This window comes from Enterobacter sp. BIDMC 29, assembly GCF_019378755.1.
GTDB classification, from domain to species: Bacteria; Pseudomonadota; Gammaproteobacteria; order Enterobacterales; family Enterobacteriaceae; genus Enterobacter; species Enterobacter ludwigii.
Map to the genome: position 1 here is coordinate 4,702,008 of NZ_CP080000.1, position 24,371 is coordinate 4,726,378.

General features: G+C 56.7%; 22 protein-coding genes. 3 read left to right on the forward strand and 19 right to left on the reverse strand.

The features are described from left to right. Positions 1–237 precede the first annotated feature (237 nt). Entirely contained in the window at positions 238–1,596 is a 1,359-nt protein-coding gene (locus JTA15_RS20380; RefSeq protein WP_219372658.1) for an esterase-like activity of phytase family protein, read from the forward strand. A gap of 46 nt (positions 1,597–1,642) precedes the next feature. On the opposite strand, the gene yjiA is transcribed toward JTA15_RS20380, so the two are convergent. From yjiA to hpaG, 14 genes are all read right to left on the reverse strand, one after another. Beyond that, on the reverse strand, positions 1,643–2,596 hold the full coding sequence (gene yjiA / locus JTA15_RS20385) for a GTPase (protein WP_047356937.1): 954 nt from the start codon (positions 2,594–2,596) through the stop codon (positions 1,643–1,645). A gap of 10 nt (positions 2,597–2,606) precedes the next feature. After that, a complete protein-coding gene (locus tag JTA15_RS20390; RefSeq protein WP_003856610.1) occupies positions 2,607–2,810 on the reverse strand; it encodes a YbdD/YjiX family protein in 204 nt (67 codons plus the stop codon). 96 nt (positions 2,811–2,906) lie between these two features. Beyond that, positions 2,907–5,060, reverse strand: a complete 2,154-nt coding sequence (locus JTA15_RS20395) for a carbon starvation CstA family protein (RefSeq protein WP_020885314.1) — start codon at positions 5,058–5,060, stop codon at positions 2,907–2,909. A gap of 190 nt (positions 5,061–5,250) precedes the next feature. Next, entirely contained in the window at positions 5,251–6,168 is a 918-nt protein-coding gene (locus JTA15_RS20400) for a YafY family protein (RefSeq protein ID WP_193163358.1), read from the reverse strand. A 178-nt stretch (positions 6,169–6,346) separates the two neighbouring features. Further along, positions 6,347–6,856: a 4-hydroxyphenylacetate 3-monooxygenase reductase subunit gene (locus tag JTA15_RS20405; protein WP_014168481.1), complete on the reverse strand. Its 510-nt coding sequence runs from the start codon at positions 6,854–6,856 to the stop codon at positions 6,347–6,349. Between the two features lie 17 nt (positions 6,857–6,873). Continuing rightward, entirely contained in the window at positions 6,874–8,436 is a 1,563-nt protein-coding gene (gene hpaB / locus JTA15_RS20410) for a 4-hydroxyphenylacetate 3-monooxygenase, oxygenase component (RefSeq protein ID WP_014168483.1), read from the reverse strand. 164 nt (positions 8,437–8,600) lie between these two features. After that, positions 8,601–9,512, reverse strand: coding sequence for a 4-hydroxyphenylacetate catabolism regulatory protein HpaA (hpaA, locus tag JTA15_RS20415; RefSeq protein ID WP_219372659.1), 912 nt, complete (start codon positions 9,510–9,512; stop codon positions 8,601–8,603). A 9-nt stretch (positions 9,513–9,521) separates the two neighbouring features. Next, positions 9,522–10,874 carry a 4-hydroxyphenylacetate permease gene (gene hpaX / locus JTA15_RS20420; protein WP_020885310.1) on the reverse strand — a complete coding sequence of 451 codons (1,353 nt, stop codon included), beginning with the start codon at positions 10,872–10,874 and terminating at the stop codon, positions 9,522–9,524. Positions 10,875–10,895: 21 nt separating this feature from the next. Beyond that, positions 10,896–11,693 carry a 4-hydroxy-2-oxoheptanedioate aldolase gene (gene hpaI / locus JTA15_RS20425; RefSeq protein WP_032681713.1) on the reverse strand — a complete coding sequence of 266 codons (798 nt, stop codon included), beginning with the start codon at positions 11,691–11,693 and terminating at the stop codon, positions 10,896–10,898. A gap of 9 nt (positions 11,694–11,702) precedes the next feature. Then, complete coding sequence (gene hpaH, locus JTA15_RS20430; RefSeq protein WP_020885309.1) at positions 11,703–12,506, reverse strand: 2-oxo-hept-4-ene-1,7-dioate hydratase; 804 nt, start codon at positions 12,504–12,506, stop codon at positions 11,703–11,705. A gap of 78 nt (positions 12,507–12,584) precedes the next feature. Further along, the gene (locus tag JTA15_RS20435) at positions 12,585–12,965 is read right to left on the reverse strand and encodes a 5-carboxymethyl-2-hydroxymuconate Delta-isomerase (RefSeq protein ID WP_219372660.1); all 381 of its coding nucleotides are present in this window, start codon (positions 12,963–12,965) and stop codon (positions 12,585–12,587) included. A 9-nt stretch (positions 12,966–12,974) separates the two neighbouring features. Continuing rightward, positions 12,975–13,832 carry a 3,4-dihydroxyphenylacetate 2,3-dioxygenase gene (gene hpaD / locus JTA15_RS20440; RefSeq protein ID WP_219372661.1) on the reverse strand — a complete coding sequence of 286 codons (858 nt, stop codon included), beginning with the start codon at positions 13,830–13,832 and terminating at the stop codon, positions 12,975–12,977. A 2-nt stretch (positions 13,833–13,834) separates the two neighbouring features. Next, positions 13,835–15,301: a 5-carboxymethyl-2-hydroxymuconate semialdehyde dehydrogenase gene (gene hpaE / locus JTA15_RS20445; protein WP_219372662.1), complete on the reverse strand. Its 1,467-nt coding sequence runs from the start codon at positions 15,299–15,301 to the stop codon at positions 13,835–13,837. Then, the gene (gene hpaG / locus JTA15_RS20450; protein WP_025205621.1) at positions 15,298–16,575 is read right to left on the reverse strand and encodes a 4-hydroxyphenylacetate degradation bifunctional isomerase/decarboxylase; all 1,278 of its coding nucleotides are present in this window, start codon (positions 16,573–16,575) and stop codon (positions 15,298–15,300) included. Before hpaG ends, hpaE begins: the two co-directional genes overlap by 4 nt. A gap of 269 nt (positions 16,576–16,844) precedes the next feature. On the opposite strand from hpaG, the gene hpaR reads away from it, so the two are divergent. Next, a complete protein-coding gene (gene hpaR / locus JTA15_RS20455; RefSeq protein WP_014168494.1) occupies positions 16,845–17,285 on the forward strand; it encodes a homoprotocatechuate degradation operon regulator HpaR in 441 nt (146 codons plus the stop codon). A gap of 85 nt (positions 17,286–17,370) precedes the next feature. Then, complete coding sequence (gene tsr, locus JTA15_RS20460) at positions 17,371–19,035, forward strand: methyl-accepting chemotaxis protein (protein WP_032682055.1); 1,665 nt, start codon at positions 17,371–17,373, stop codon at positions 19,033–19,035. A 68-nt stretch (positions 19,036–19,103) separates the two neighbouring features. On the opposite strand, the gene JTA15_RS20465 is transcribed toward tsr, so the two are convergent. The 5 genes from JTA15_RS20465 to opgB all read right to left on the reverse strand — a co-directional run bounded on the left by JTA15_RS20465 (position 19,104) and on the right by opgB (position 24,219). Then, positions 19,104–19,610, reverse strand: a complete 507-nt coding sequence (locus JTA15_RS20465; protein ID WP_219372663.1) for a GNAT family N-acetyltransferase — start codon at positions 19,608–19,610, stop codon at positions 19,104–19,106. 29 nt (positions 19,611–19,639) lie between these two features. Further along, positions 19,640–20,113, reverse strand: coding sequence for a hypothetical protein (locus JTA15_RS20470; RefSeq protein WP_020885303.1), 474 nt, complete (start codon positions 20,111–20,113; stop codon positions 19,640–19,642). Between the two features lies 1 nt (position 20,114). After that, positions 20,115–20,855 carry a winged helix-turn-helix domain-containing protein gene (locus tag JTA15_RS20475; RefSeq protein ID WP_219372664.1) on the reverse strand — a complete coding sequence of 247 codons (741 nt, stop codon included), beginning with the start codon at positions 20,853–20,855 and terminating at the stop codon, positions 20,115–20,117. Between the two features lie 270 nt (positions 20,856–21,125). After that, complete coding sequence (locus JTA15_RS20480; RefSeq protein ID WP_040018564.1) at positions 21,126–21,665, reverse strand: helix-turn-helix transcriptional regulator; 540 nt, start codon at positions 21,663–21,665, stop codon at positions 21,126–21,128. Positions 21,666–21,927: 262 nt separating this feature from the next. Then, complete coding sequence (gene opgB, locus JTA15_RS20485; RefSeq protein WP_219372665.1) at positions 21,928–24,219, reverse strand: phosphatidylglycerol--membrane-oligosaccharide glycerophosphotransferase; 2,292 nt, start codon at positions 24,217–24,219, stop codon at positions 21,928–21,930. Between the last annotated feature and the right edge of the window lie 152 nt (positions 24,220–24,371).

The window sequence follows — 24,371 nt, forward strand, 5'->3', positions numbered from 1 at the left end:
AGGTTTAGTTTTTTGACTAAATAGACACTGAACGAGACAGAGGATAACCGTTTGACATGAATTAATTGGCTTTCTAATAATTTCCAGAAACATTTCAAATTTTACACTTTGTGGTTTAGTTTTACATTTCTGGCGGTTCATGCGCCTGCAATTGCCTGTCCGCGTATCTCTGCGGTGTCATTTTCCTGACACGTTTGTTCTTTACGTTGTTGGCTTCACTTTCTGGATACTAACAATATGAAAAGAAAAATTATTCCTGTGCTTATCGGTTGTGCGCTCTCTTTCTCTGGCCTGGCGGCGCAGCCCACGGCTGAACACTATGTTGTCAGCTTCCCCGAAGGCACGCGCGTGAGCTACAGCGGCGCGTTTGCCGGTGCGTTCCCGAAGGGGCTCCCGGTCGGGATCGGCTCTGGCCTGCTGTTTACCGGTAAACAGGGCGATACCCTGACGTTTGTGACCGTGACCGATCGCGGTCCGAATGCGGATTCGCCGAAAGTGGGGAAAGACGAAGCCAAAATCTTTGTCACGCCCGATTTCGCTCCGCTGCTGATGACGATTCGCGTACAAAATGGCAAAGCGGAGGCCGTCGATGCGCGCCCTCTGCATGACGATAAAGGCGAGATCAACGGTCTGCCGCTGCAAAGCGGCGTGATTGGCTCGACCAATGAAGTGGCGTTCAGTGACACGTTAAAGGTGCTGAAGGGCGACAATCGCGGGCTGGATACGGAAGGTATCACGCCGGACGGTAAAGGCGGTTACTGGCTGTGCGACGAGTACGGTCCGTTCCTGATTAACGTCGACAGTAAAGGCAAGATCCTGGCGATTCACGGTCCGCAGGCGGCGGAAGGCGAGAAATCCATCGCGGGCGGCTTGCCGAATATTATTAAATGGCGTCAACCAAACCGGGGCTTTGAAGGCCTGACCCGTATGCCGGACGGGCGTATCATTGCCGCGGTGCAAAGCACGCTGGATATCGACGGTAAAAGCAAAAAACAGGCGCTGTTTACCCGCCTGGTGAGCTTCGACCCGGCGACCGGGAAAACCGCGATGTACGGTTATCCCATCGACAGCGCGGCCTACAGCAAAAACAGTGACGCCAAAATTGGCGATATTGTGGCGCTTGATAACCAGCAGCTGCTGCTGATTGAGCAGGGCAGCGATAAAAACGATGGCATGCGCAACCTCATCTACAAGGTGGACCTCAGCAAGGCGAGCGATCTGACACGCTTCGATAAGCCGGGCGAATATCCGGAGTTTGATGACGAGAAGACGCTGGCCCAGCGCGGCATTACGCTGGCGGCTAAAACCCAGGTCGTGGATTTGCGCGCGCTTGGCTGGCAGCAGGAAAAGGCCGAAGGGTTAGCGCTGATTGACAACAACACGCTGGCGGTCGCGAACGATAACGACTTTGGCGTGAAGGTGGCGATGGAAAATCCGGTCGAGGGCAAGAAGCTCAAGGACTATCGGGTGAATTCGCAAGGCGCGCTCACGATTGATGATAAACCGGTTGCGACCACCCTCGCCGTGAAGCCGCTGGCGAAGCCGGCGTCAGAAAGCGAACTGTGGATTGTGACGCTGCCCGACGCGCTGAAATAATCTCACAGCCCTCTCCTCAATTGCGGAGAGGGCTGCGTTCGTACGGTTATTTGCGCAGTGCTGCAAACGCTGTCTGGATCTCGTCTTCCGGCAGCTGTAGCCCAATAAACACCATGACGCTTCGCGGTGTTTCATCTCCCCACGGTCTGTCCCAGTCCGCGCTGTACAGCCGCTGTACGCCCTGGAACAGCAGGCGGTTCGGTTCGCCATCAATCCACAGCATCCCTTTGTAGCGCAACAGCCTGTCGGCAAAAGAGAGCAGCAGGTTTTCCATGACGCGGGAGACGTCGCTGATATCCACCGGGTAATCCAGCTCGACCACAATCGACGAGACGTCGTTTTGCTTATCTGCCATAAAGTGGAAGCGCGGCGTTGAGGTGACATGCTCTTCCAGCATAAAGCCGTTGGTGTTGAACAGCTGCGAGAGGTCGATATCACCGTGCGTCGCGATGTAAATCGGCGCCCGCGAGTTGATACGCGTCAGGCGCTCGCGCAGTTTTTCGCTGTCGCCCGCCACGTCGGTTTTGGTCAGCAGGATGCGATCGGCGTAGCCCACCTGCGACTGGGCGAGGGTGAACTGGTTCATCTGTTCGTCGGCATGAACCGCATCGACCAGCGCAATGACGCCGTCCAGCAAGTAGCGCTGGCAGAGGATCTCATGGGCGAAAAAGGTCTGAATAATCGGGCCGGGGTCGGCCATACCGGTGCATTCAATCACCAGGCGGTCAAAATCGATTTCACCGCGATCGCGGCTGTCGAGCAGATCCAGCAGGGCGTCTTCTAATTCATTCGAGCGGGTGCAGCAGATGCAGCCGTTAGTCAGGGTTTTGATCTGCGTGGCGCGATCGCCAATCAGCTGATCGTCGACCGAGACTTCGCCGAATTCGTTTTCGATCACGGCGATTTTGAAGCCGTGCTGCGCGTTCAGAATGTGGCGCAGCAGGGTGGTTTTACCGGCGCCAAGGAAACCGGTCAGCAGGGTGACGGCAATCGGGGTCATGGTCTCTCCTTTAGCAGCAGCGTACGCCGCCTTCTCCACTCCCGCCGTAGCGCGCTTCCTGACGCTCGCGGAAGAATTCGGTATAGGTCATGTACGGTTTATCCGGATGGTTGGTCTTCATATGCTCAACGTAGTTGTCATAGTCCGGAATGCCAATCAGCATTTTCGCCGCCTGACCGAGGTATTTTTTCGCTTCGCCTAAGTTACCAAACATTGTGCCTTCCAGATAGAAAAAGCCCGGCAGGGGCTGCCGGGCGTAGTTTCCCTTCACCCTAACCCTCTCCCGCAGGGAGAGGGATGCGAGGGCGGATTAGTGGTGTGAAGAGGTCTTCACGCCGCCTTCCGGTACCGGGACATACGGGGTTTCTTTATCCGTACGACCCTCGGCGTTACGCACGTTCAGCCAGGTTTTGATGCCGTAGAAGATGATGCTGTACACCACCACCAGGAACAGAATACTCAAACCTGCGTTGGTGTAGTTGTTCACCACGATGTGGTTCATGTTGGCAATCTGCTGCGCAGTGAGGTCCGCGCCGCCTGCGGCAATTTTCTCTTTGTACTGGTTAGCCATGAAGAAGAAGCCTTCCAGCTGCGGGTTGGCGCTGAACAGTTTCAGACCAAGCGCCCAGGTGGTGCAGAGCAGCAGCCACAGCGCAGGGATCACGGTGACCCAGATGTATTTGGTGCGTTTCATCTTCACCAGTACAACGGTGCCAAGAACCAGGGCGACAGCGGCCAGCATCTGGTTAGAGATACCGAACAGCGGCCACAGGCTCTTCACGCCGCCCAGCGGGTCGACAACGCCCTGATACAGCAGGTAGCCCCACAGACCCACGCAGCCCGCGGTTCCCAGAATACCCGCCACCAGAGAGTCGGTTTTCTTCAGGAACGGCACGAAGTTACCCAGCAGGTCCTGCAGCATAAAGCGTCCCGCACGGGTACCGGCGTCCAGCGCGGTGAGGATGAACAGCGCTTCAAAGAGAATACCGAAGTGGTACCAGAAGCCCATGTCCGCCCACGGCAGCACTTTGTGGAACACGTGTGCGATACCCACTGCCAGCGTCGGTGCGCCACCGGCGCGGTTCAGGACTGAGGGTTCGCCAATGTCTTTCGCGGTCTGCATGATCTGCTCAGGCGAAATCACGAAGCCCCAGGAGCTGACGGTTGCGGCAGCATGTGCGCTCGCATCTTTCAGCTGCGCCATGATCAGCGCCGCGTTATCACCGCCCATCTCATGCAGGTTTGGCATGGTAATGCCCAGGCCTGCCGGAGGGGTGTTCATCGCGAAGTAGAGACCCGGTTCGATGATGGACGCGGCAACCAGCGCCATGATCGCCACGAAAGACTCCATCAGCATTGCGCCGTAGCCAATCAGACGCGCGTCTTTTTCGTTAGCCAGCAGCTTCGGTGTGGTACCGGAAGCAATCAGGGCGTGGAAGCCAGAGACCGCACCGCAGGCGATGGTGATAAACAGGAACGGGAACAGCGCACCTTTCCACAGAGGACCGGTACCGTCGATGTACTGGGTCACTGCCGGCATTTTCAGATCCGGGTTAATCACCAGGATGCCGATCGCCAGACCAACGATAACGCCGATTTTCAGGAAGGTCGCCAGGTAGTCACGCGGTGCCAGGATCAGCCAGACCGGCAGCAGAGCGGAGACAAACGCATACCCAATCAACGCGAAGGTGATGGTGGTGTCCTTGAAGGTCAGCGCCGGGCCCCAGTACGGGTCGTGCGCAATCACGCCACCGAAGTAGATGGATGCAACCAGCAGCACAATACCAATCACCGACACTTCACCCACGCGACCCGGGCGGATAAAGCGCATGTAGATACCCATGAATAGCGCAATCGGCACGGTAGAGCAGACGGTGAAGACCCCCCACGGACTTTCGGCCAGCGCTTTCACCACGATTAACGCCAGCACCGCGAGGATGATGATCATAATCAGGAAGCAGCCGAACAGCGCGATGGTCCCCGGCACGCGGCCCATCTCCTCTTTCACCATCTCACCCAGAGAGGCGCCGTTACGGCGAGAAGAGATAAACAGCACCATAAAGTCCTGCACCGCCCCGGCCAGCACTACGCCCGCGAGCAGCCACAGGGTACCAGGCAGGTAGCCCATCTGCGCGGCCAGAACCGGGCCGACCAGCGGACCCGCACCGGCGATAGCGGCAAAGTGGTGACCAAACAACACGTAGCGGTTGGTGGGCACGTAGTTGAGACCGTCATTATTAATGACCGCCGGAGTGGCACGCGTCGGGTCGAGTTTCATGACCTTCTGCGCGATGTATAAGCTGTAGTAGCGATAAGCAACAAGATAGACGGAGACAGACGCAACGACGATCCACAGGGCGCTTACGTGTTCGCCCCGGCGTAGTGCGACAACCGCCAGACAAAAAGCGCCGAGGATCCCGAGTAACGCCCAGGGCACGTGCTTCAGTAGTTTTTTCGTATCCATAGTAAGACCTGGTTTTTTATGTAATGAAAAAGGGTCAGGGTTCGTTATGAGGAGGTATTGATTAATGCTGGAGCGATCGTGCCAGAACCACGCGCGTGTAAAGACAGGTAAATGAATGAGCGGTTGAAAGGGCCAGGTGAGCGGTCAAAGAGGGCGGCGAGTGGTTCCGTCTCGCCGCCGCCGGGAGAAATTATGTGATTGAGATCACGTGGTTATCTGCTGTGCGCTCTACCACCAGATAATTTTCCAGCGTTTTAAGCAGCTTCTCTTTTAGCCAGTTGGGCTCCAGGATTTGAATGTTCGGCAGCCAGTAGAACAGCAGCGGCAGGATCTGGTTCTCGTGTGCCGCCTGACAGCGCAGCGTGACGCCGTTGTGCTGCTCACCGACAAGCTCTTGTTCCGGCAGCAGGTCGCGGCGCATAAAGTAATGTGAAATAGTATCTTTAATGAATATTTTCACTTCGAAAGTGTCTTCCGACACCCACGGATCAAGGCTTTTTTCCAGCAGCCCGAGCGCATTTTCTTCCGGCGTGAAGGTTTTTTGTTGAATATCAAACCAGCTAATCTGACTCAACGAGAAGGATTTTAGCCGGCTATTCTCGGTGGCTTGTAAATACCATATATTTTTATTGTTAATGAGTTTATAGGGATTAATCAGGCGGGTTTTACCCTTATAAACGATCTGGCATACATTACGATTCTTAATCGATTTCTCGATTTTCGATAAATAGCGACGAATATCACGTTCTACCGTGTGCTCTGCTTCGTTGCCAAGAATAAGAATATGATTTTCGTCAACGCGTGTTTCAAGTTTCTGCCAGAATTCCGTATTTCTTTCCGGGAAAAAGCTATCGGCATTCAGGAAGTTAGCAATCGTGTGATGTAATCCTTGTCCACCGGGAGATTGTGCGGAGTGGATCAGGCGATACAGTCCGTTACCGGTATGTTCCACAATAGGTGAAAGCGCATTTAAATCCCGGTAGACGGTGCGCTCGGTAATTTTAAATTTTTCCATGAGCGCACTGCGGTTTACCACACCATTTAAATGTAACTCAACCAGAATATCGACCAGACGTTCAGCCGAGCGGCTCCGCGTCGATTTAGCCATAAGGTCTTCCTGTATATTAGGGTATGCGCTGAATGATGCGGGTAGCACTGACATGTATTGTCAGTATTCAGACACAGAAAATTTCTCTTATGGCTATATAACGGCGTGATTAAGCGGAAACCTTAGGAATTTTTGTGGAAATTGGCGCTGGCCGGGAAATGGCCAGCGCAGGAGGGGGTCACACTGCGGCTTCAGTCTCCATCATGACGGGGTGGAAACGGCGTTTAAAATAGATCAGGCCGTGTCCCGCTTCGCTCAGAATGATATTTTTAATTTCAACGAGATAAACCAGATGGGTGCCGATGGTTTGCACCTGGCTAATCTCGCCTTCAAGGCTTGCCAGCGCGCCCTTCAGCACCGGTTGCCCCTGCGGACCTTTCTGCCAGCAGGAGAGGGCAAAGCGATCGTCCATTGCCATGCCGGTCATCCCGGCGAAGTGGCGGGCCATGATCTCCTGCTCATGGTTCAGCACGTTGACGCACAGCTTACCGTTACCCTGGAAAACCGGGTTCATGGCGCTGTTGGCATTGATGCAGACCATCAGCGATGGCGGGGTGTCCGTGACTGAACAGACGGCGGTGGCGGTGATACCGCAGCGTCCTGCATCGCCCTCGGTGGTGACAACGTTAACCGCCGCCGACAGGCTGGCCATCGCATCGCGAAAACGCAGGCGTTGTTCTGTATGCATTGAAACCTCCCGCTGCGTTATTTCAGCAGCTTATCCAGCATGTTGATATCGGAATTATTGTGCAGGTGCGGCACCGTCCAGCCATGCTGGTCGTACTCGGACATGCAGCGGTCGACCATTGCCATCATTTTGTCCATGTTGCCAGAGCTCTGTGCCTGACGCAGACACTGCAGACGGATTTCGTCCTGGCTGCCGGAGTAGTTGATCTCATACAGCTCGTGACGACCACCAAACTCGCTGCCGATGGCATCCCACATCAGTTTCAAAATCTTAATGCGTTCCACGTGATCCATGCCGTTGGAGCCGCGCACGTATTTCGCCAGATACTGGTCGATCTGCGGATTGTTCAGGTCTCGTGCGCTGGACGGCAGATAGATCAGGCCGCTGGTGACATTACGCTCGATGATGTTCTTGATCTTCGCATAGGCCATCGGGGCCATGACGCGGTAGGTCTGCAGTGCCGCGTGATCCGGCAGGTACGCACCATTCACCCACGGTGTGGCTTCAGAACACATGGAGTCGCTAAGCGCCCAGAACATGTTGCGCCAGGCCACCACTTCCCCGAGATCCGCCTGCACGCCGCGGAACTCCAGGGTGCCGGTACACTCCAGCGATTTCTTCAGCAGCGCGGTAATGAAATCGAGCTTCACCGCCAGACGTACGCAGGCCTGCAGCGGGTACATGCGGGCAAAACCGCCTTCCATGGTCCAGCGACGGCAGCGATCGAAATCGCGGTAGATCAGCACGTTTTCCCAGGGGATCAACACATGATCCATCACCAGGATCGCGTCGTTTTCGTCGAAACGGCTGGAGAGCGGGTAGTCGTATGGAGAGCCGGTCGCACCTGCCACCATTTCGTAAGAGGCGCGAGAGATCAGCTTCACGCCTTCGGCGTCCATTGGCGCAACGAACATCAGCGCGAAGTCCGGGTTTTCGCCCATCACCTGCGCGGAGCCAAAACCGATCATGTTGTAGTGAGTCAGCGCCGAGTTGGTTGCCACCACTTTTGCGCCGCTAACGATGATCCCGGCGTCGGTCTCTTTTTCCAGCTTGATGTAGACGTCTTTTACTTCGTCCGCCGGTTTGTGACGGTCGATGGGGGGATTAACGATGGCGTGGTTGAAGTAAAGCCCGGTTTCCTGAATACGGGTGTACCAGTTGCGGGCGTTCTGTTCGAACTGGCCGTAGAACGCCGGATTGGCACCGAGCGCGCAGCCAAACGCCGCCTTGTAGTCCGGGGTGCGGCCCATCCAGCCGTAGCTCAGGCGCGACCACTCGGCGATGGCGTCACGCTGTTGACGCAGGTCGTCGGCGCTTTTCGCCACGCGGAAAAACTTATGGGTGTAGCCGCCGCTGCCGGTATCGGTACCCCAGCACAGCGTGTCCTGCATGTCAGGCTTGTGCAGCGCATCGTACATCTGTGCGATGGAGGCTGCCGCATTGCGAAACGCCGGATGAGTGGTCACGTCTTTGACGCGCTCGCCGTAGATATAAATCTCACGGCCATCCTGCAGGCTTTTTAAATACTCTTCACCGGTTAACGGACGTTTGGCATCAGCGCGGAAATCTTCAGGCTTCATAGGGACCTCGTATCGGAACAGTGATGTTAAATTTATGTTTTGTTTTTGTTGTTTAATTGAAGCCTGAGCGGGGGTGAACGTGAAGGGACGATTGGGACAACGGCTGGTACTTTTCGCATATGATCGCAGAGTGTGATTTCCCTCACCCTGAACCCGGGGGAGGGTCAGGGCTGGGGTGGGGTGACAGACGACACCGGTACTTTTTGTGCCCGATACGCGCTCGGCGAACACCCCACTAACCGATTAAAAAACCGGGCAAAATAGGCCGGGTCTTTAAACCCCAGCTGCCAGGCGATTTCGCTGACCGCGCTGTCGGAGAAGAGCAGCATCCGCCTCGCTTCACGCAGCTGACGGTCAAAAATCAGCCGCTTCGGCGGGCGGTTGGCGAAGCGCCGGCAGATATCGGTCAGACGCGATTCGGTCAGGTGCAGTTCGCTGGCATATTCCGGCACCGTCCAGTGCTCATGAAAATGGACGTCAATCAACTGGGTAAAGCGCTGGAACAGTTTCAGCTCGCCGCGCATGCCGCTGGCGGCGTGATCGTCGAGCTTCGCGTTGCGCAGCAGCAGGGTGAACACCGCCTGGGCTAACAGAACCAGCGTGTGTTCGCGCCCGGGCAGTTGTTCCGTCGATTCCCGGGCAATCAGCGGCCAGTAGTGCTTCAGTGCCGCCAGTTCGTCCGGCTTATCGGCCAGCGAGAGGCAGATCCCCGGCAGGCCAAAGGCTTCCCGCGTGCCGGGGTAGAGCACTTCCAGCAGCGGCCAGATCAGATCCTCGCGCACCGTCAGAACGTGCCCGTCGCTGTCGGATTCGGTAATAAACGCGTGCGGCACCGACGGGGGCGTGAGCACAAATAGCGGAGCCTGCACCGAGTAGCGGTGATCGTCGAGCTGCAGTTCGATCTGTCCGGTATCCAGAAAGTGCATCTGAAAATACTGGTCGTGACGGTGAGCCTGCATGTCGCGGCCAAAAAAGGCCGCCATGCGGGCGAACGACTGATAGTGAACATCATCCGTTCCCAGACTTTCGTCGTACTCTTTGCTGATGTCGATATTCGCGATCGGGCTCTGGCACATAGCCGCTCCTTACGGGATTTTCTGCGCCGCCATACCTGGCTCGTGCTCAAGGCTCTCCCGCTGCGTCATCGGGATACGTGTCAGCACCAGCGCGCCGACCACCAGCAAGCCGGCAACAAACCACAACCCGGAGCTGAAGCTGCCGGTGCTGTCACGCAGAATGCCGATCAACAGCGGGCTGACGGCGGATCCGACGTTACCGATGGCATTGATCACCGCCAGTGCGACCGCCCGCGACTGCAGGCTAATAACCCGATCCGGCGTGGTCCAGAAGATCGCCATGGCGGTAAACGATCCGGTTGAGGCCATGATGATGCCAAGCAGCTGGATCAGGCTGTGGTGGGTCGCCGAGGCCAGCAGCCATCCTGCCGCCGCAAAGAGGTACGGCAGAATGGTGTGCTTTTTTCGCTCTTTCAGCCTGTCGGAGCGGCGGCTCCACCAGATCATCCCGAGGATGGTGCAAAACTGCGGGATCGCCGCCAGCAGGCCAATCACAATGTTGCTGCTGCCGGTGTTGAAGCTCTGCAGGATCTGCGGCGTCCAGATATTAATCGCGCTCAGGGTGTTCGTGAGGCAGAAATAGGCCAGGGTATAGAGCAGCACGGCCGGGGTAAACACTTCGCGCAGCGTCGAACGCGGCGTGACGGGACGGGCGATGGCCGACTCCTGCTCGCGGGCGATCATTGTTTTAAGCGCCTGCTTTTCGTCGTCATCCAGCCAGCTGGCCTGATCCGGCGTGTCGTTCAGGTAGAACCACGTCACAACGCCGAGCACCACGGACGGTAGCCCTTCCAGCAGGAACAGCCATTGCCAGCCTTTCAGGTTCCACAGCCCGTCCATGGCCAGAATATAACCGGAGAGGATCGAGCCGAGCATCATGGTCACCGGCATGGCGATCATAAACAACGCATTGGCGCGGGCGCGGTGGTAAGCAGGGAACCACCAGGTGAGATAGACGAGGATCCCCGGCAGGAATCCAGCCTCGGCAATGCCCACCAGCATGCGCAGCACATAGAGCGTGTGCGGGCTGGTGGCGAACATGGTGCAGGTGGAAGCGATGCCCCACACCACCATGATCCCGGCGATCCAGCGCCGGGCGCCGACCTTCGCCAGCATGATGTTGCTGGGGATCCCACATATCACATAGGTGACGTAAAACAGGGTGGCGGCCAGGCCAAACATGGTCGAGGTGAGGCCCAGATCTTTGCCCATCGTCAGCCCGGCAAAGCCGATGTTAATGCGGTCAAGAAACGAGAAGACAAACAGGATAAAGAGAAACACGATCAAACGACGAAACAGCTTCTGAATAACGCGGTGTTCTACAGCTTTATTATCATGGGTTTGCAGGGTAGAGGTCGTCATGTTGCGCTCCACATCGTACGTTTAGTAGACGGATTTATTGTTATTTACTGACGTAACCGGGATATCGATAAAACGTGCCGCCAGCGCCTCGGCGCTGCGTGCAAGCAGGGTGGTGTCGACCCCGACGGCGACAAACAGCGCGCCAAGCTCGAGGTAGCGTTTTGCCAGCGGCTCGTTAGCCATCAGGATGCCGGGCGCTTTGCCTGCCGCACGGATCTGCGCAATGGCCTTCTCGATGGCGGCCTGGACTTCCGGGTGCTGCGGATTTCCGGCAAAGCCCATGTCGGCGCTCAGATCCGCCGGGCCAATAAACACCCCGTCCACGCCTTCCACATCGAGGATGTGCGGCAGATTTTTCAGCGCCTCGCGCGTTTCAATCTGCACCAGCACGCACATGGCATCGTTAGCGCGCTGCAGGTAATCAGGCGTGCGGTTCCAGCGCGAGGCGCGAGCCAGCGCGCTGCCCACGCCGCGGATCCCCGCCGGTGGATAACGCGTGGCGCGCACCGCCAGCCGGGCTTCATCGGCGTTTTGTACCATCGGCACCAGCAGGGTTTGCGCCCCGACGTCCAGCAGCTGTTTGATCTGGACCGGATCGTTCCACGACGGGCGTACCACCGGCTGGCTGGCGTAAGGCGCGATCGCCTGCAGCTGGGTCAGGACGGTTTGCACGTTATTGGGCGCGTGCTCTGCGTCGATCAGCAGCCAGTCGAAACCCGCACCGGCCAGCAGCTCGGCGCTGTAACTGCTGGTCAGCCCCAGCCAGAGGCCGATTTGCGGTTTTCCGGCGCTGAGCGCCGCTTTGAATCTGTTTTCCATGGTGGTCTCCTAAACAAAACGGCAGCTGATGGAGCCCATCTTGCCGTAGTCCACGTGGAAGGTATCGCCCTTGCTGGCCGGCACCGGGCGGGTAAACGAACCGCCGAGGATGATTTGGCCAGGCTCCAGCTGAACGTCGTACGGCGCGAGTTTATTGGCAAGCCATGCCACACCGTTGGCCGGGTGGTTGAGCACGCCCGCGGCGACCCCGGTCTCTTCAATGACGCCGTTGCGGTAGAGCAGCGCGGAGATCCAGCGCAGATCCAGCTCGTCGGGTTTAATCGGGCGACCGCCAAGGATCACACCTGCGTTGGCGGCGTTATCGGAGATGGTATCGAACACCTTGCGTGGACGCTGGGTCTCGGGATCGATGTTGTGGCAGCGGGCGTCGATCAGCTCCAGCGCGGGGATGACGTAATCCGTGGCGTTGTAGACATCGAACAGGGTGCAGTTTGGGCCGCGCAGGGGTTTTGCCAGCACGAAGGCCAGCTCCACTTCGATGCGCGGGACGATAAAGCGGTCGGCAGGGATATCGCCGCCGTCGTGGAAGAACATGTCGTCGAGCAGAGCGCCGTAGTCCGGCTCGCTAATCTGCGAGCTGGCCTGCATCGCTTTGGAGGTGAGGCCAATCTTGTGGCCTTTCAGCACGCGACCTTCGGCGATTTTCAGGCTCACCCATTCGCGCTGTACGGCGTAGGCGTCGTCAAGGGTGATCGTCGGGTAGTCGAGCGAGATCTGGCGGATCTGCTCCCGGGACTGCTCCGCCTGATGCAGACGATGGGCGATCAGGGTATGGGTGTGTTTATCGAGCATGGCGATTTCCTGTTGTTGCCGGGTGGCGTGCTGCTCACCCGGCTTGCGTTCAAAGCCGTTGTCGGCCCGGTAAGGGCGCTACTTAAACAAAGCGTGCACGTTGTTTTGTTTGTAATTGAGCGTCGGGTGCAGCTCGTCTATTTCAAAAGAGAGCGCCAGATAGCGCGATGCCATCAGGTCGGCGAAGTGGGTTTTAATCAGCTCAAACAGTGCCTTTCCCACCGCCTCCCGGCTCTCCAGACTGCGCCCGGCGCCAATCTTCAGCGTCATATGCACAAAGGCGTAATCGTGCTTACCGTCGGCCATCTGCCAGGTGTCCAGCCAGTGCGCGCGGCTACGGATACCGCCGAGTGGGAAGATTCCCGAGGCGGCAAGCGCGTCGTTCACTTTGGCGAACAGTGCTGGCAGGTCCGCCTGCTCGCGGATGTTGTCAGTGCATTCAGCAATAAAGTGCGGCATGGTGGCTCCTTACGCGGACGCGGGCAGGGGGAAAACGGCGTTAACCTGGCCGGTGCCGGAGCTGGGGAACAGCTCGGTGAGGAACTCCACCTTGCCGTCGTATGTGTCCCAGCCGAGCATCCCCAGCAGCATCACCGTGTCGTGCATATTGCCCTCGCCGTAGCAGTAGTGGGCATACTCCGGCAGCATGCTGCAGAACTCCCTGAACTTGCCTTCACGCCACAGCTTCACCACGCGTTCGTCCATCTGACGGTCGAACTCGCGGGTGTAGCTGTTCATTCCCTCTTCGGCGCGCTGGTCGTCGATAAAACGGTGCGACAGCGAACCGCTGGCGAGCACCGCCACGGTGCCGTCGTATTTCTGAATCGCGCTGACGATGGCCTCGCCCAGCCTGCGGCTGTCGGCGAAGTCGTGGACGGTGCAGAACGCGGCGATAGAGATCACTTTGAAGTGCTTATCGCTGTTCATGTAGCGCATTGGCACCAGCGTGCCGTACTCCAGCTTGAGGCTCGGGATGTTGTGCGCTTTGGCACGTACGCCGAGTTTCACCGCTTCGTCGGCGATAAGCTGGCCGAGCGGCGGGTTGCCGTCGTAGTCGTAGGTCATGTCGCGGATAAAATGCGGCAGCTCGTTGCTGGTGTAGATGCCGGAGAAATGATCCGCGCAGTTGATGTGGTAGGCGCTGTTCACCAGCCAGTGGGTATCGAACACAATAATGGTGTCGACGCCCAGCTCCCGACAGCGCTTGCTGATTTCTTTATGTCCGTCGATGGCGGACTGGCGGCAGCCGTGGTTTTTTCCCGGCAACTCAGAGAGGTACATTGACGGAACGTGGGTAATTTTTGCCGCTAACGCTAACTTGCCCATACTCAGATCCCCCATTTTGGAATCGGATGGTCGCCCATGGAGATGCAGACGTTTTTCATTTCAGCGAACACCTCGAAGCTGTATTCGCCCCCTTCGCGCCCGGTACCGGAAGCCTTCACGCCGCCAAACGGCTGACGCAGGTCGCGCACGTTCTGGGTGTTTACAAACACCATTCCGGCTTCGATATTGCGCGCCAGGCGCAGCACTTTGCTGACGTCCTGGGTCCAGATGTATGACGCCAGGCCGTACTCCACGTCGTTAGCCAGACGCAGCCCTTCGGCTTCGTCCTTAAACGGCAGCAGGCAGGCAACCGGACCGAAAATCTCTTCCTGGGCCACGCGCATCCGGTTGTCGACGTCTGCCAGCACGGTCGGGCGCAGGAAGTTGCCGTTTTTCAGGTGAGCAGGGAGATCGGTGGGTTTGTCAGGGCCGCCCGCCAGCAGGGTCGCGCCTTCTTCAATGCCAAGACGGATATAGCCGGAGACTTTTTCCCAGTGCTGCTGGCTGATCAGCGCGCCAACCTGAGTGTTCGGATCGGTCGGGTCACCCACGCGCAGACGGTTCGCGCGCTCGGCAAAGCGCCTGACGAATTCCGGGTAGATGCTCTGCTGAATGAAAATGCGTGAGCCAGCGGTGCAACGCTCGCCGTTGATGGAGAAGATGGTGAACAGGGCGGCGTCCAGCGCGCGTTCGATATCCGCATCTTCAAAAATCAGCACCGGAGATTTCCCTCCCAGCTCCATGGAGTATTTCTTCAGTCCGGCGTTTTTCATGATGTTGCGCCCGGTGGCGGTGCCGCCGGTAAAGGAGACGGCGCGCACGTCGTGGTGACGTACCAGCGCATCGCCCGCCGTTGCGCCATAGCCCTGCACCACGTTCAGCACGCCCGCCGGAATACCGGCCTCCAGCGCCAGCTCGCCCAGACGGTCGGCGGTCAGCGGGGAGAGCTCAGACATCTTCAGCACCGCGGTGTTGCCCAGCGCCAGGCACGGCGCAACCTTCCAGGTGGCGGTCATAAACGGCACGTTCCACGGCGACACCAGCGCGCAGACCCCCACCGGCTGCACCAGGGTGTAGTTGAGCATCTTGTCGTCGACCGGGTAGGTTTTACCGTTCATCTGCTGGCACACTTCGGCGAAGAACGCGAAGTTGTGCGACGCGCGTGGAATAAGCACGTTTTTGGTCTGGTGGATCGGCAGGCCGGTGTCGGCGGTCTCGAGGGCCGCAATCTCCGGAACGTGTTGATCGATAAGATCCCCGAGGCGACGCATCAGGCGTGCGCGCTCTTTCATCGGCAGGTTAGCCCACCTCGGGAATGCCTCTTTGGCCGCCGCCACGGCCTGATGAATTTCAGCTTCACCGCCGGACGCGACCTCCGCCAGCACCTCTCCGGTGGCCGGGTTAGTGGTGTGGAAGTAATCACTTCCTGCGACGTTCTTGCCGTTAATCCAATGGTTTATTTTTTTCATTTTGCAGTCTCCTCACTGACAATGCGGTTCACCAGGCGGCCCACGCCCTCCACTTCCACGACCACTTCGTCGCCTGGCTGTACGTCAGACAGACCCTTTGGCGTGCCGGTGGCAATCATGTCGCCGGGCTGCAGGGTCATAAATTCGCTGAGATAGGCAATCAGGAACGGGATGCTGAAGATCAGATCGGCAGTGGTCCCTTGCTGGCGTAATTCCCCGTTCACGAAGGTACGCAGGGTTAAGTTATGCGGGTCGGGAATGGCCTCTTTCGGCACGATATGCGGGCTGAGGGGGGTCAACCCGTCGCGGCTTTTCACCCGCAGGTTCGGGCGGTAGTAGTTTTCCAGGTAGTCACGGATGGCGTAATCGTTGCAGACGGTATAGCCCGCGACATAGTCCATCGCCTCGCGCTCGCTGACCTTGTGCGCCGTTTTGCCGATGACCACCACCAGCTCCGCCTCGTAGTGCATGTACTCAATGTTGTTCGGGCGGACCGAGGTCTGGTTATCGCCGGTCACGGTGTTGGGGGCTTTGATAAACACCAGCGGTTCCGTTGGTGGCGTAAACGCCAGCTCGCTGGCGTGATCGGCGTAGTTCAGACCAAGCGCGAACAGCGTGGCGTGCGGATGTGGGCCTTGCGCATGGGCGACCTCGCGTTCATCAACCACCGGGTTTTCCAGGGACGGGAAGCCTTTCGCCAGAATGCGTACGCGATCGCCCGGCTGCAGCGGGACGCGCGAGTGTGGGGTGCCGAGCAGAATTGCATCGCCCGGACTGAGGGTGGCGAACTCGCTCAGGGCGCTCAGCAGTTCGGCGGCATTGCGCTGCAGGTCAGCGGTGTTCCAGTGGTCCGCTTCCCGGCCGTTAATTTCGGTGACGATGGTCAGGTTATCAACGTGGTCGACGGCGGCCAGCTCTCCCAGCGGACAAAAGCCGTCGCGGCATTTGGCCTTGATCGCCGGGCGATAAAAACTCTCTTCCGGCAGGCTCACCTCGTTGGCAAGCGCGTAACCGGCGATGTACTCCGCCGCCTCGTCCACGGGAACGTTACGCGCCGTTTTGCCCACAACCAGCGCAACCGTGGCACCGCTTAACACGGTTTCTCCCTGCGGGAAGGGAATGGGGTCGCCCGTGCGGATCACGGTGTTATGCGGTTTGATAAACCACACGGCGGTTTTTGGCGGCGTGTTGTAGGGGGCTTTTTCAAACGCGTCGCGCCAGGCATCGCGCTGGCTCTGGTGGTTCAGCGCTACGGCAAAAACAGTACCTTTCATTCACTTACTCCTCAGGCCGGACGTCCGGTCTGTGATTTCATTAATATGTTAATAATCTGGTTGTATGCCTTTGCTGTTTATTTCGCAACCAGAAGTGAATAATTTGTGATATGAATAACAATAAATTTACATAAAGAGATTAAAGGCTATATTTATCATTGCGTTAATAAATCAGGCTTGTTTCTGTTAGACTTTTTGTCGTAAAACGCGTTGTGTGTAAAACCAGCAGAACTGAATTGTTCATGTGTTAATGATTACCGGGAGAGGCTATGCATGATTCATTAACTATCGCCCTGTTACAGGCGCGGGAAGCGGCGATGTCTTACTTCCGCCCGATTGTGAAACGGCATAACCTGACCGAGCAGCAGTGGCGCATCGTGCGCGTGCTGGCCGAACATCCGTCGATGGATTTTCACGATCTGGCGTTTCGCACCTGTATCTTGCGTCCCAGCCTGACGGGCATTCTGACGCGCATGGAGCGTGACGGTCTGGTGCTGCGCCTTAAGCCCGTAAACGATCAGCGCAAGCTGTACGTATCGCTGACCAAAGAGGGGAACAGGCTATACGAGCGTGCCCAGGCCCAGGTGGAAGAGGCGTATCAGCAAATCGAGGCCGAATATACGCCGGCGAAGATGCAACAGCTGACAGCGCTGCTGGAAGAGTTTATTGAACTGGGGAACCGGCATATCACAGCGCGCGAAGAAGAGTAAAAACCACAAATTTAAGGATGATTTTCGTAAAGTTTTCCCTTTCCAGGCCGAAAATCCTGTTATCTGTCTGATGGAAAGCGAAAACATGTTAAACCGTATCAAGATTGTCACCAGCTTAATGCTGGTATTAGCGATATTTGGCCTTTTACAACTCACATCCGGTGGTCTTTTCTTCAATGCCCTCAAGCATGACAAAGAGAATTTCACCGTCCTGCAAACCATTCGCCAGCAACAGTCCACGCTGAACGCCAGCTGGGTTGCCCTGCTGCAAACCCGTAATACCCTGAACCGTGCGGGTATCCGCTACATGATGGATCAGAGCAATATCGGCAGCGGCGCGACCGTGAACGATCTGATGCAAATTGCGGCGGCTTCCCTGAAACAGGCAGAAAAAAACTGGGCTGAATACGAAGCCCTGCCACGCGATCCGCGTCAAAACGATGCCGACGCGACGGAGATCAAACGTAACTACGATATCTACCACGGTGCACTGGCGGAGCTGATCCAGCTGCTGGGCGCGGGCAAAATCAACGCCTTCTTCGATCAACCTACCCAGAGCTATCAGGATGGTTTTGAGAAGCAGTACGTGAACTATCTGCAGCAGAACGACAAGCTGTATCAGATGGCGGTGGAAAACAGCAATAGCTCTTACAGCCAGGCAATCTGGGTGCTGATTAGCGTACTGATTGCGGTGCTGGTGGTGATCGTGGCCGTGTGGCTGGGTATCAAGCAGGCGCTGATTTCGCCACTTACCCGTCTTATCGACAACATTCGTCATATCGCCAGCGGCGATCTGGTGAAGCGCATTGAGGTGCAGGGCGCTAACGAGATGGGTGAACTGGCCGACTCGCTGCGTCATATGCAGGGCGAGCTGGTCCGTACCGTTGGTGATGTGCGTAACGGTGCTAATGCCATCTACAGCGGCGCGAGCGAAATCGCGATGGGTAACAACGATCTCTCTTCCCGTACGGAACAGCAGGCCGCATCCCTCGAAGAGACCGCTGCCAGCATGGAGCAGCTGACGGCGACCGTTAAGCAGAACGCCGAGAACGCCCGTCAGGCGAGCAACCTGGCGCTGAGCGCGTCTGAAACCGCGCAGAAGGGCGGTAAAGTGGTGGATAACGTGGTGCAAACCATGCGTGACATCGCGGGCAGTTCGCAGAAAATTGCCGACATTATCAGCGTGATCGACGGCATCGCGTTCCAGACCAACATCCTGGCACTGAACGCCGCAGTAGAAGCGGCACGTGCGGGCGAGCAGGGCCGCGGATTTGCCGTTGTTGCGGGTGAAGTCCGTAACCTGGCACAGCGCAGCGCCCAGGCAGCACGTGAGATCAAGAGCCTGATTGAAGACTCTGTTGGCCGCGTGGAAGTCGGGTCTACCCTGGTAGAAAGCGCCGGCGAAACCATGGGCGAAATCGTTAATGCGGTAACCCGCGTGACGGACATCATGGGCGAAATCGCCTCTGCGTCTGATGAGCAGAGCCGTGGTATCGATCAGGTGGGTCTGGCGGTGGCTGAGATGGATCGCGTGACCCAGCAGAACGCCTCGCTGGTGGAAGAGTCTGCCGCGGCGGCAGCGGCACTGGAAGAGCAGGCGAGCCGTCTGACTCAGGCCGTGGCCGTGTTTCGCATTCAGCAGGAGCAGATGAAAGCCCGCGAGCAGGCCTCAGCGAAAACCGCTGCAGCCCCTATGATGGCGCGTAAAGCCGCGACCACCGATGCGGGCGAAAACTGGGAAACGTTTTAATCCTGCCACAGTGCCGGGGGGCGGCTACGCCTGACCCGGCCTGTAATGGGGCGTTTTGCAGGCCGATATCAAAGAGGCAGGCGCATGGCACAGCGGGAGTCATACGCGAAACCGTGCGCCGCTTCTTCCTCTCTTTTCTGACGCAGTTCAGGCGTTAGCATCGTCACCGTTTCAAACCCGAGTCGCGCATAAAACGGCGCATTCCACGGCACCTCGCAAAAGGTGGTCAGCGTCAGCGATGTCAGCCCCAGCGTGCGGGCATGGTCTGCGACGCAGGCGATAAGTCGCCGACCTATTCCTCTTCCCTGCCACTCCCGATGAACCGAGAGTTCGACAATAAACAGCGATGACGGATGGGCTTCTGCAAGGATAAACCCGACGGGCAGGCCGTTTGCCAGCGCCAGCCAGCTTAACCCGCGTTTCGCGTAATCAAGATGATGTTCCGCGCAAATGACGTCGCCGTCTGCAAGCCAGGCCAGTTCGGGGACGTCCCGAAAACATTCGCCTGCCGCGCGCTCGATGGCGGGCAGGGCAGCAACATCTTTGGGCGTCGTCGGTCGAAAGAGAATGTTCATGGCGGAAAGTATACTCCGACCAGCCGCGCCTATTCTGAACAAATCAGGACTGGCGCATAGAAATTGCTGATCACCAGCGCGTCTTCCGGCGTGCGTTCAATCTTCAGAAGTCTTTTGTTCCCCGGCGTCAGGCCGGCGACGTACTTTTCAAAGACCCCCGGTGGCAGGGTGTCATGGCTAAAGCGCGCCACGCTTTGTATGAATATTTCATAGAGTGAACCCTCAACGTGCCGCCACGTAAACATCTCCTGGCGGGAAACATCCCAGTGATGTGGCTCGTTAACCACGTCGCCGTTAAGCGTAAGGTACCCTGTGTTGTCGGGCTGAAAGCGCAGCGTAACCTCCCCTTCAAAGGAGAAATCATGATCGTCATGTCGGGCTGAAAATGTCAGGTTTCCTGCACAGGTTCCGGACAGCGGAGGCGTGTAGACGTACCACGCCAGCGTCACGCCAATCAGCAACAGATTGAGCGCCAGAATAAGCCACACTTTTTTTTGTTTCATATCACCACTCGTAAAAGTAAAGCGTTCGGCAGGCGCTGGCTTTACCGTCCGTGAGAGAACACTGGGAAAGGACCAGCCGCCCTTCGTGGCCATAGAAAAGTGTTCTCTGGATGTGCATATAGAAAATAGAGTTTTTCAGGCAGGGCAGATTACCTTCGCGCTGAAGCGTCTGCGCCAGCGCCATGGCCTTAGTGTGAAACACATCTGCCAGCGGGGAGAAGGTGTAGACCGGACAGGTGCCAATGTGGGTGAGCAGATGAGTGTCACTGTACTGGTGCGCCTGTTTCGTCAAACAGGCGCCGATGCACAGCGCCACGACCATCAGCGTGAGTACACCGCAGAATAGCCATTCTGGCTGAATGCGTCGTGAGGCCGGGACCGACTCCACGACGGGAAAATCGTCCTCCAGGGGCGTTACCGCGATATCAGCACTGAGCATAAAGCCCGTTTTCGGTACGGTGACGATAAACAGGGTGTCGGGCAGCAGGCTCGACAGCATTTTGCGCACAATACTGATGTATTGATTTAACGAATTGTTGGACCCCTGGAGCCCACGTTGATCCCAGACATCACTCAGAAAGGTGTCACGTTCGACGACGTTGCCGTGATGCTGAACCAGCAGCTTCAGGATGGCGTTGGCGGTACAGGTGAGGATTTGTCTGTCCAGATCGGGTGCATTGATAAGAGAAACAGAACCGTCTTCGTCGTTATAGACGATGGCGTCAGCAAGCAGGTATTTCATAAGTTATTGTAATACAGAAAAAATAACAAAAAAGAAGATAAGGCTGTGCCTTGTCGGACATAACACGCTGGCTATTTTAACGCCATTGTTACCGATAACATTGATCCAGACAAGATTTAAGGCAATTTACTCGTGCAGTCGGATTACCACGTCATCCCAACGTGGCGGGAAGGGCATAGCGAGACAGCAGCGCCAGCATCAACAGCCAGAGAATGAGACAGGGAAGATGACGCCGCATGATCTTATTTCCCGACGTGATTAGCCGTGCAGTTACAAACACGATGCCGGGTAGTCGAGCAGGAAGAGTTTGCGATGGAATTCCGCCAGGTTCTGGCAGTGAAATTTGTTCATCGCGTTACGCTTGTGGGTGTAGATCGTTTTCGGTGATTTATTCAGGATCTGCGCGATGCGAACCGGGCTGAACCCGTTGCGGAACAGCATGCAAACCCGAAGCTCCTGGCAGGTGAGCGTGGCGTTTTTTACGCTTGCGAACGGCGTGTTCTGAAAACAGCGGCTGAGCTGCGCGAGTGACAGGTTTCCCGCCACCACGTGGACACGCTCACCCCCCAGAATGATTTTAATATCGTTGACGCGGGACGCATCGGTGAATACCAGCCACCCTTTTTTGACGCGGATATTCAACATCAGTTGCCGCAGGGGCAGGATCCCCTCAGGGCTCACGTCGTTAATCCAGAAAATTTCAGGGCAGGGGTCCACACTCTGCGAGATGAACGTCTTCAGGCCCAGCCACAAGAAGGCATTGCCGCTTAAAACGATGACCTTATAGTCGGCATTCAGTGTCTGCGGCATCAGGGTTTTTTCCCCTGATAGCGCTGGTCGTACTCCGCTGCGCTGTGCCAGGGTGGATTCGAACGTATTGCCGGTTAGCATGATAAAAAGTGGGTAACTCTCTCAGGGTGTAAGGAGTTACACATTCTGAGATATGATTTCTTTTCTGGTGAATTTATAAATAGAAATGAGAGATATATGGTGTCTCTGTCTTATTTTTAATGGTTTTATAGGATTATATATTTACATAAAGCGCCCGACAGAACGCCGGGCGCAGAAGGGATCAGCTCTCTTTACTGACAATTTTAATCTCTACCATCCCGATGCCGAGCTCGCGCGGTGAATGGCCAAGAATATTTCCCTCATTCGTCGGCTGCGGGTCCGGCGGAACAATCACCAGCGTATTGCTGCGGGAAGGATTATCAAAATGCAGCGTGGTGGTGGTGACGTCATTTCCCAGCGTCAGCGTTTGCTCTTTATCGCCCACACGCACCGGGATGGGACGGTTCGCGTTTGGACCATAGGCCCGGGCGGTGATCACCAGGTCGAATTTTTCCGGCAGAGGATGCGCGTACTCAATCTTCACTTCACTGCCCAGCTGCGCATTAGACCAGCGCCCCCAGGATTCCGGACGCGAGATGCCGCTGAACTGTTTGACCTCTTCCGGTGCCCCGGCCACGTTGAAGATAAAGCTGTCTGCTTTATAGCGAATATCGTTATCCACGATTTTCAGCATGTCGACATTTCGCTGATAGCGCGCGGTATCGATGACCGTATCGTTGAATGCGGTTTTGCCTTTCCACTGCGCTTTATCGACATGCTGCACGGTTTGCTCCCCGCCAAGCTGTCCCTGAGAAACGCACCAGTCGGTTGAGAGAGCCAGTGGCTGGGACCAGAGCTGGCCCATTTTGTAGCACCTGTCGACCCAGACAAAATTATCGCGAGGGGCGAAGTCGGCCAGCTGGAAACGCAGCGGCGCAGAGTATTCGCTTTCCGGCAGCGGTTCGACGCGCGTATCCGACACGCGCAGCAGCAGCGGCAGACGGAAATGGCTGCCGGAGAAGGCAATCGTGTTTTTATCCTGATCGATGGTGAAGTCTTTCATCTCTTTCGGGAAGTTCCACAGGCGGATGATGTCCGGCTTCCACGCGAGGATTTTCTCCTTCATGTTGAGGAACACTTCCGACAGTGACTGCCCCGAGAGCGTACTGCGGCCAAGGCCAATAAAGTTATCCCCGCCCAGAATATCCAGCACGGTTGCGCCGTTATCCATGGAGTTGCGTTTGGTGGCGATCACATCCTGTTGCGGCTGGTCGCCGCGCAGAATGAAGAACAGATTGCTGCGATCCTGTTTGCTGAGCTGATCCCAGGCGCTGTTTTTCATCGCCAGATGGTCAGATGAGACGACGATGACCGTGTTTTTAAAATACGGCGAGGCTTTGATTTTCTCGACCAGAGCGGCGATATGCTCCTGGCTGCAGGTTACCGCGCTGAACGACGTGTTGTTTTTGCCGTCAATCTCATAGCGTTTTCGCTTACAGGTGCGCGAGACAAACCCGTCCGGATGGTGGGTATCTACCGTCAGGGCAAAGAGGGAGAAACGCTTGCCGGCGCGGGACAGTTCCTCGAACTTTTTCCAGGTTTCGTCCAGTACCGTGTCGTCGTAAAAGCCCCAGTCGTTGCGGTAATGCGGGTCGGCAACGGTCGTTTTTAACTCTTCTGAGCCATACAGATGGTTAAAACCGTGGGATTTCAGGAACACATCTTTTCCGGCAAAGCGCAGGTTAGCCCCCTGTACGAAGTAGTTTTCGTAGCCGGAGTTTTTCAGGATATCGCCGAGGCAAACGTTCTGCGGGAAGAAGCTCGACATTGAGGCCGAGGCATTACCCTCAAAGGGGGCGAAGAGCGGGATACCGCACTGCGAGGCAACCATCCCGGCGATGGTGTAATCCGTACCGGGCAGCTGCGCGGTATGGCTGAAATCAAGGCTTTCGTTTTTCAGCGCGCCCAGCTCCGGCGTCAGGTTCGGGAAAGCATTGTTATCAAACCAGGTGCGTTCCAGACTCTCGCCGTAGATATACACCAGGTTAAGCTTCGGGTTGGCTATTTTTTTGGACGGCTCTTTATACCAGGCCATGAAATCCGGGTCGCCGTCGCGCGACTGTGACTTTACCAGCTCGGTTATCTGATGAAACGCCGGGCTGGCATCCACGGACGCCAGCGCCAGACAGAGTGCCAGCAGGCTGTAGCCGCCATGATGCGGAAGATGTCGACGGCGGCGCAGCACCCAGGCCAGGGCACCAAAAATAATCACCAGCGCCGCAATCAGGCCAAGCCCGGGAAGAATGTATTTACCCACGCCCGCGCCCGTCAGGCTATTCGTCAGCGTGTAGAGCACCGCATCGTTAATGCCGTCACCGGTAAAGTAATCGCTGGCGTATAAGGTAATGTTTAAAATAATAAAAATGCCGAGCACCACCAGCGTGGCGATAAACCACCAGGTGTTACGGCCCGCTTTGCAGGCGTAAACGCCGACAGAGGCCAGAAAAAGGACAAGGGACATTAACTCTGACAACAGTCTATCCTCATGACGCCAGGCGCTTAGCTGGCTAACTGATTATTTTTTGGGTTATACAATGTAATTGCGTTGTCGTGTAGCTGCAATTTTAGTGTCACGAAAGTGTGCTGTTGTTAGGATTTGGTTTAGAAAATCGTTTTTTTGAAGGG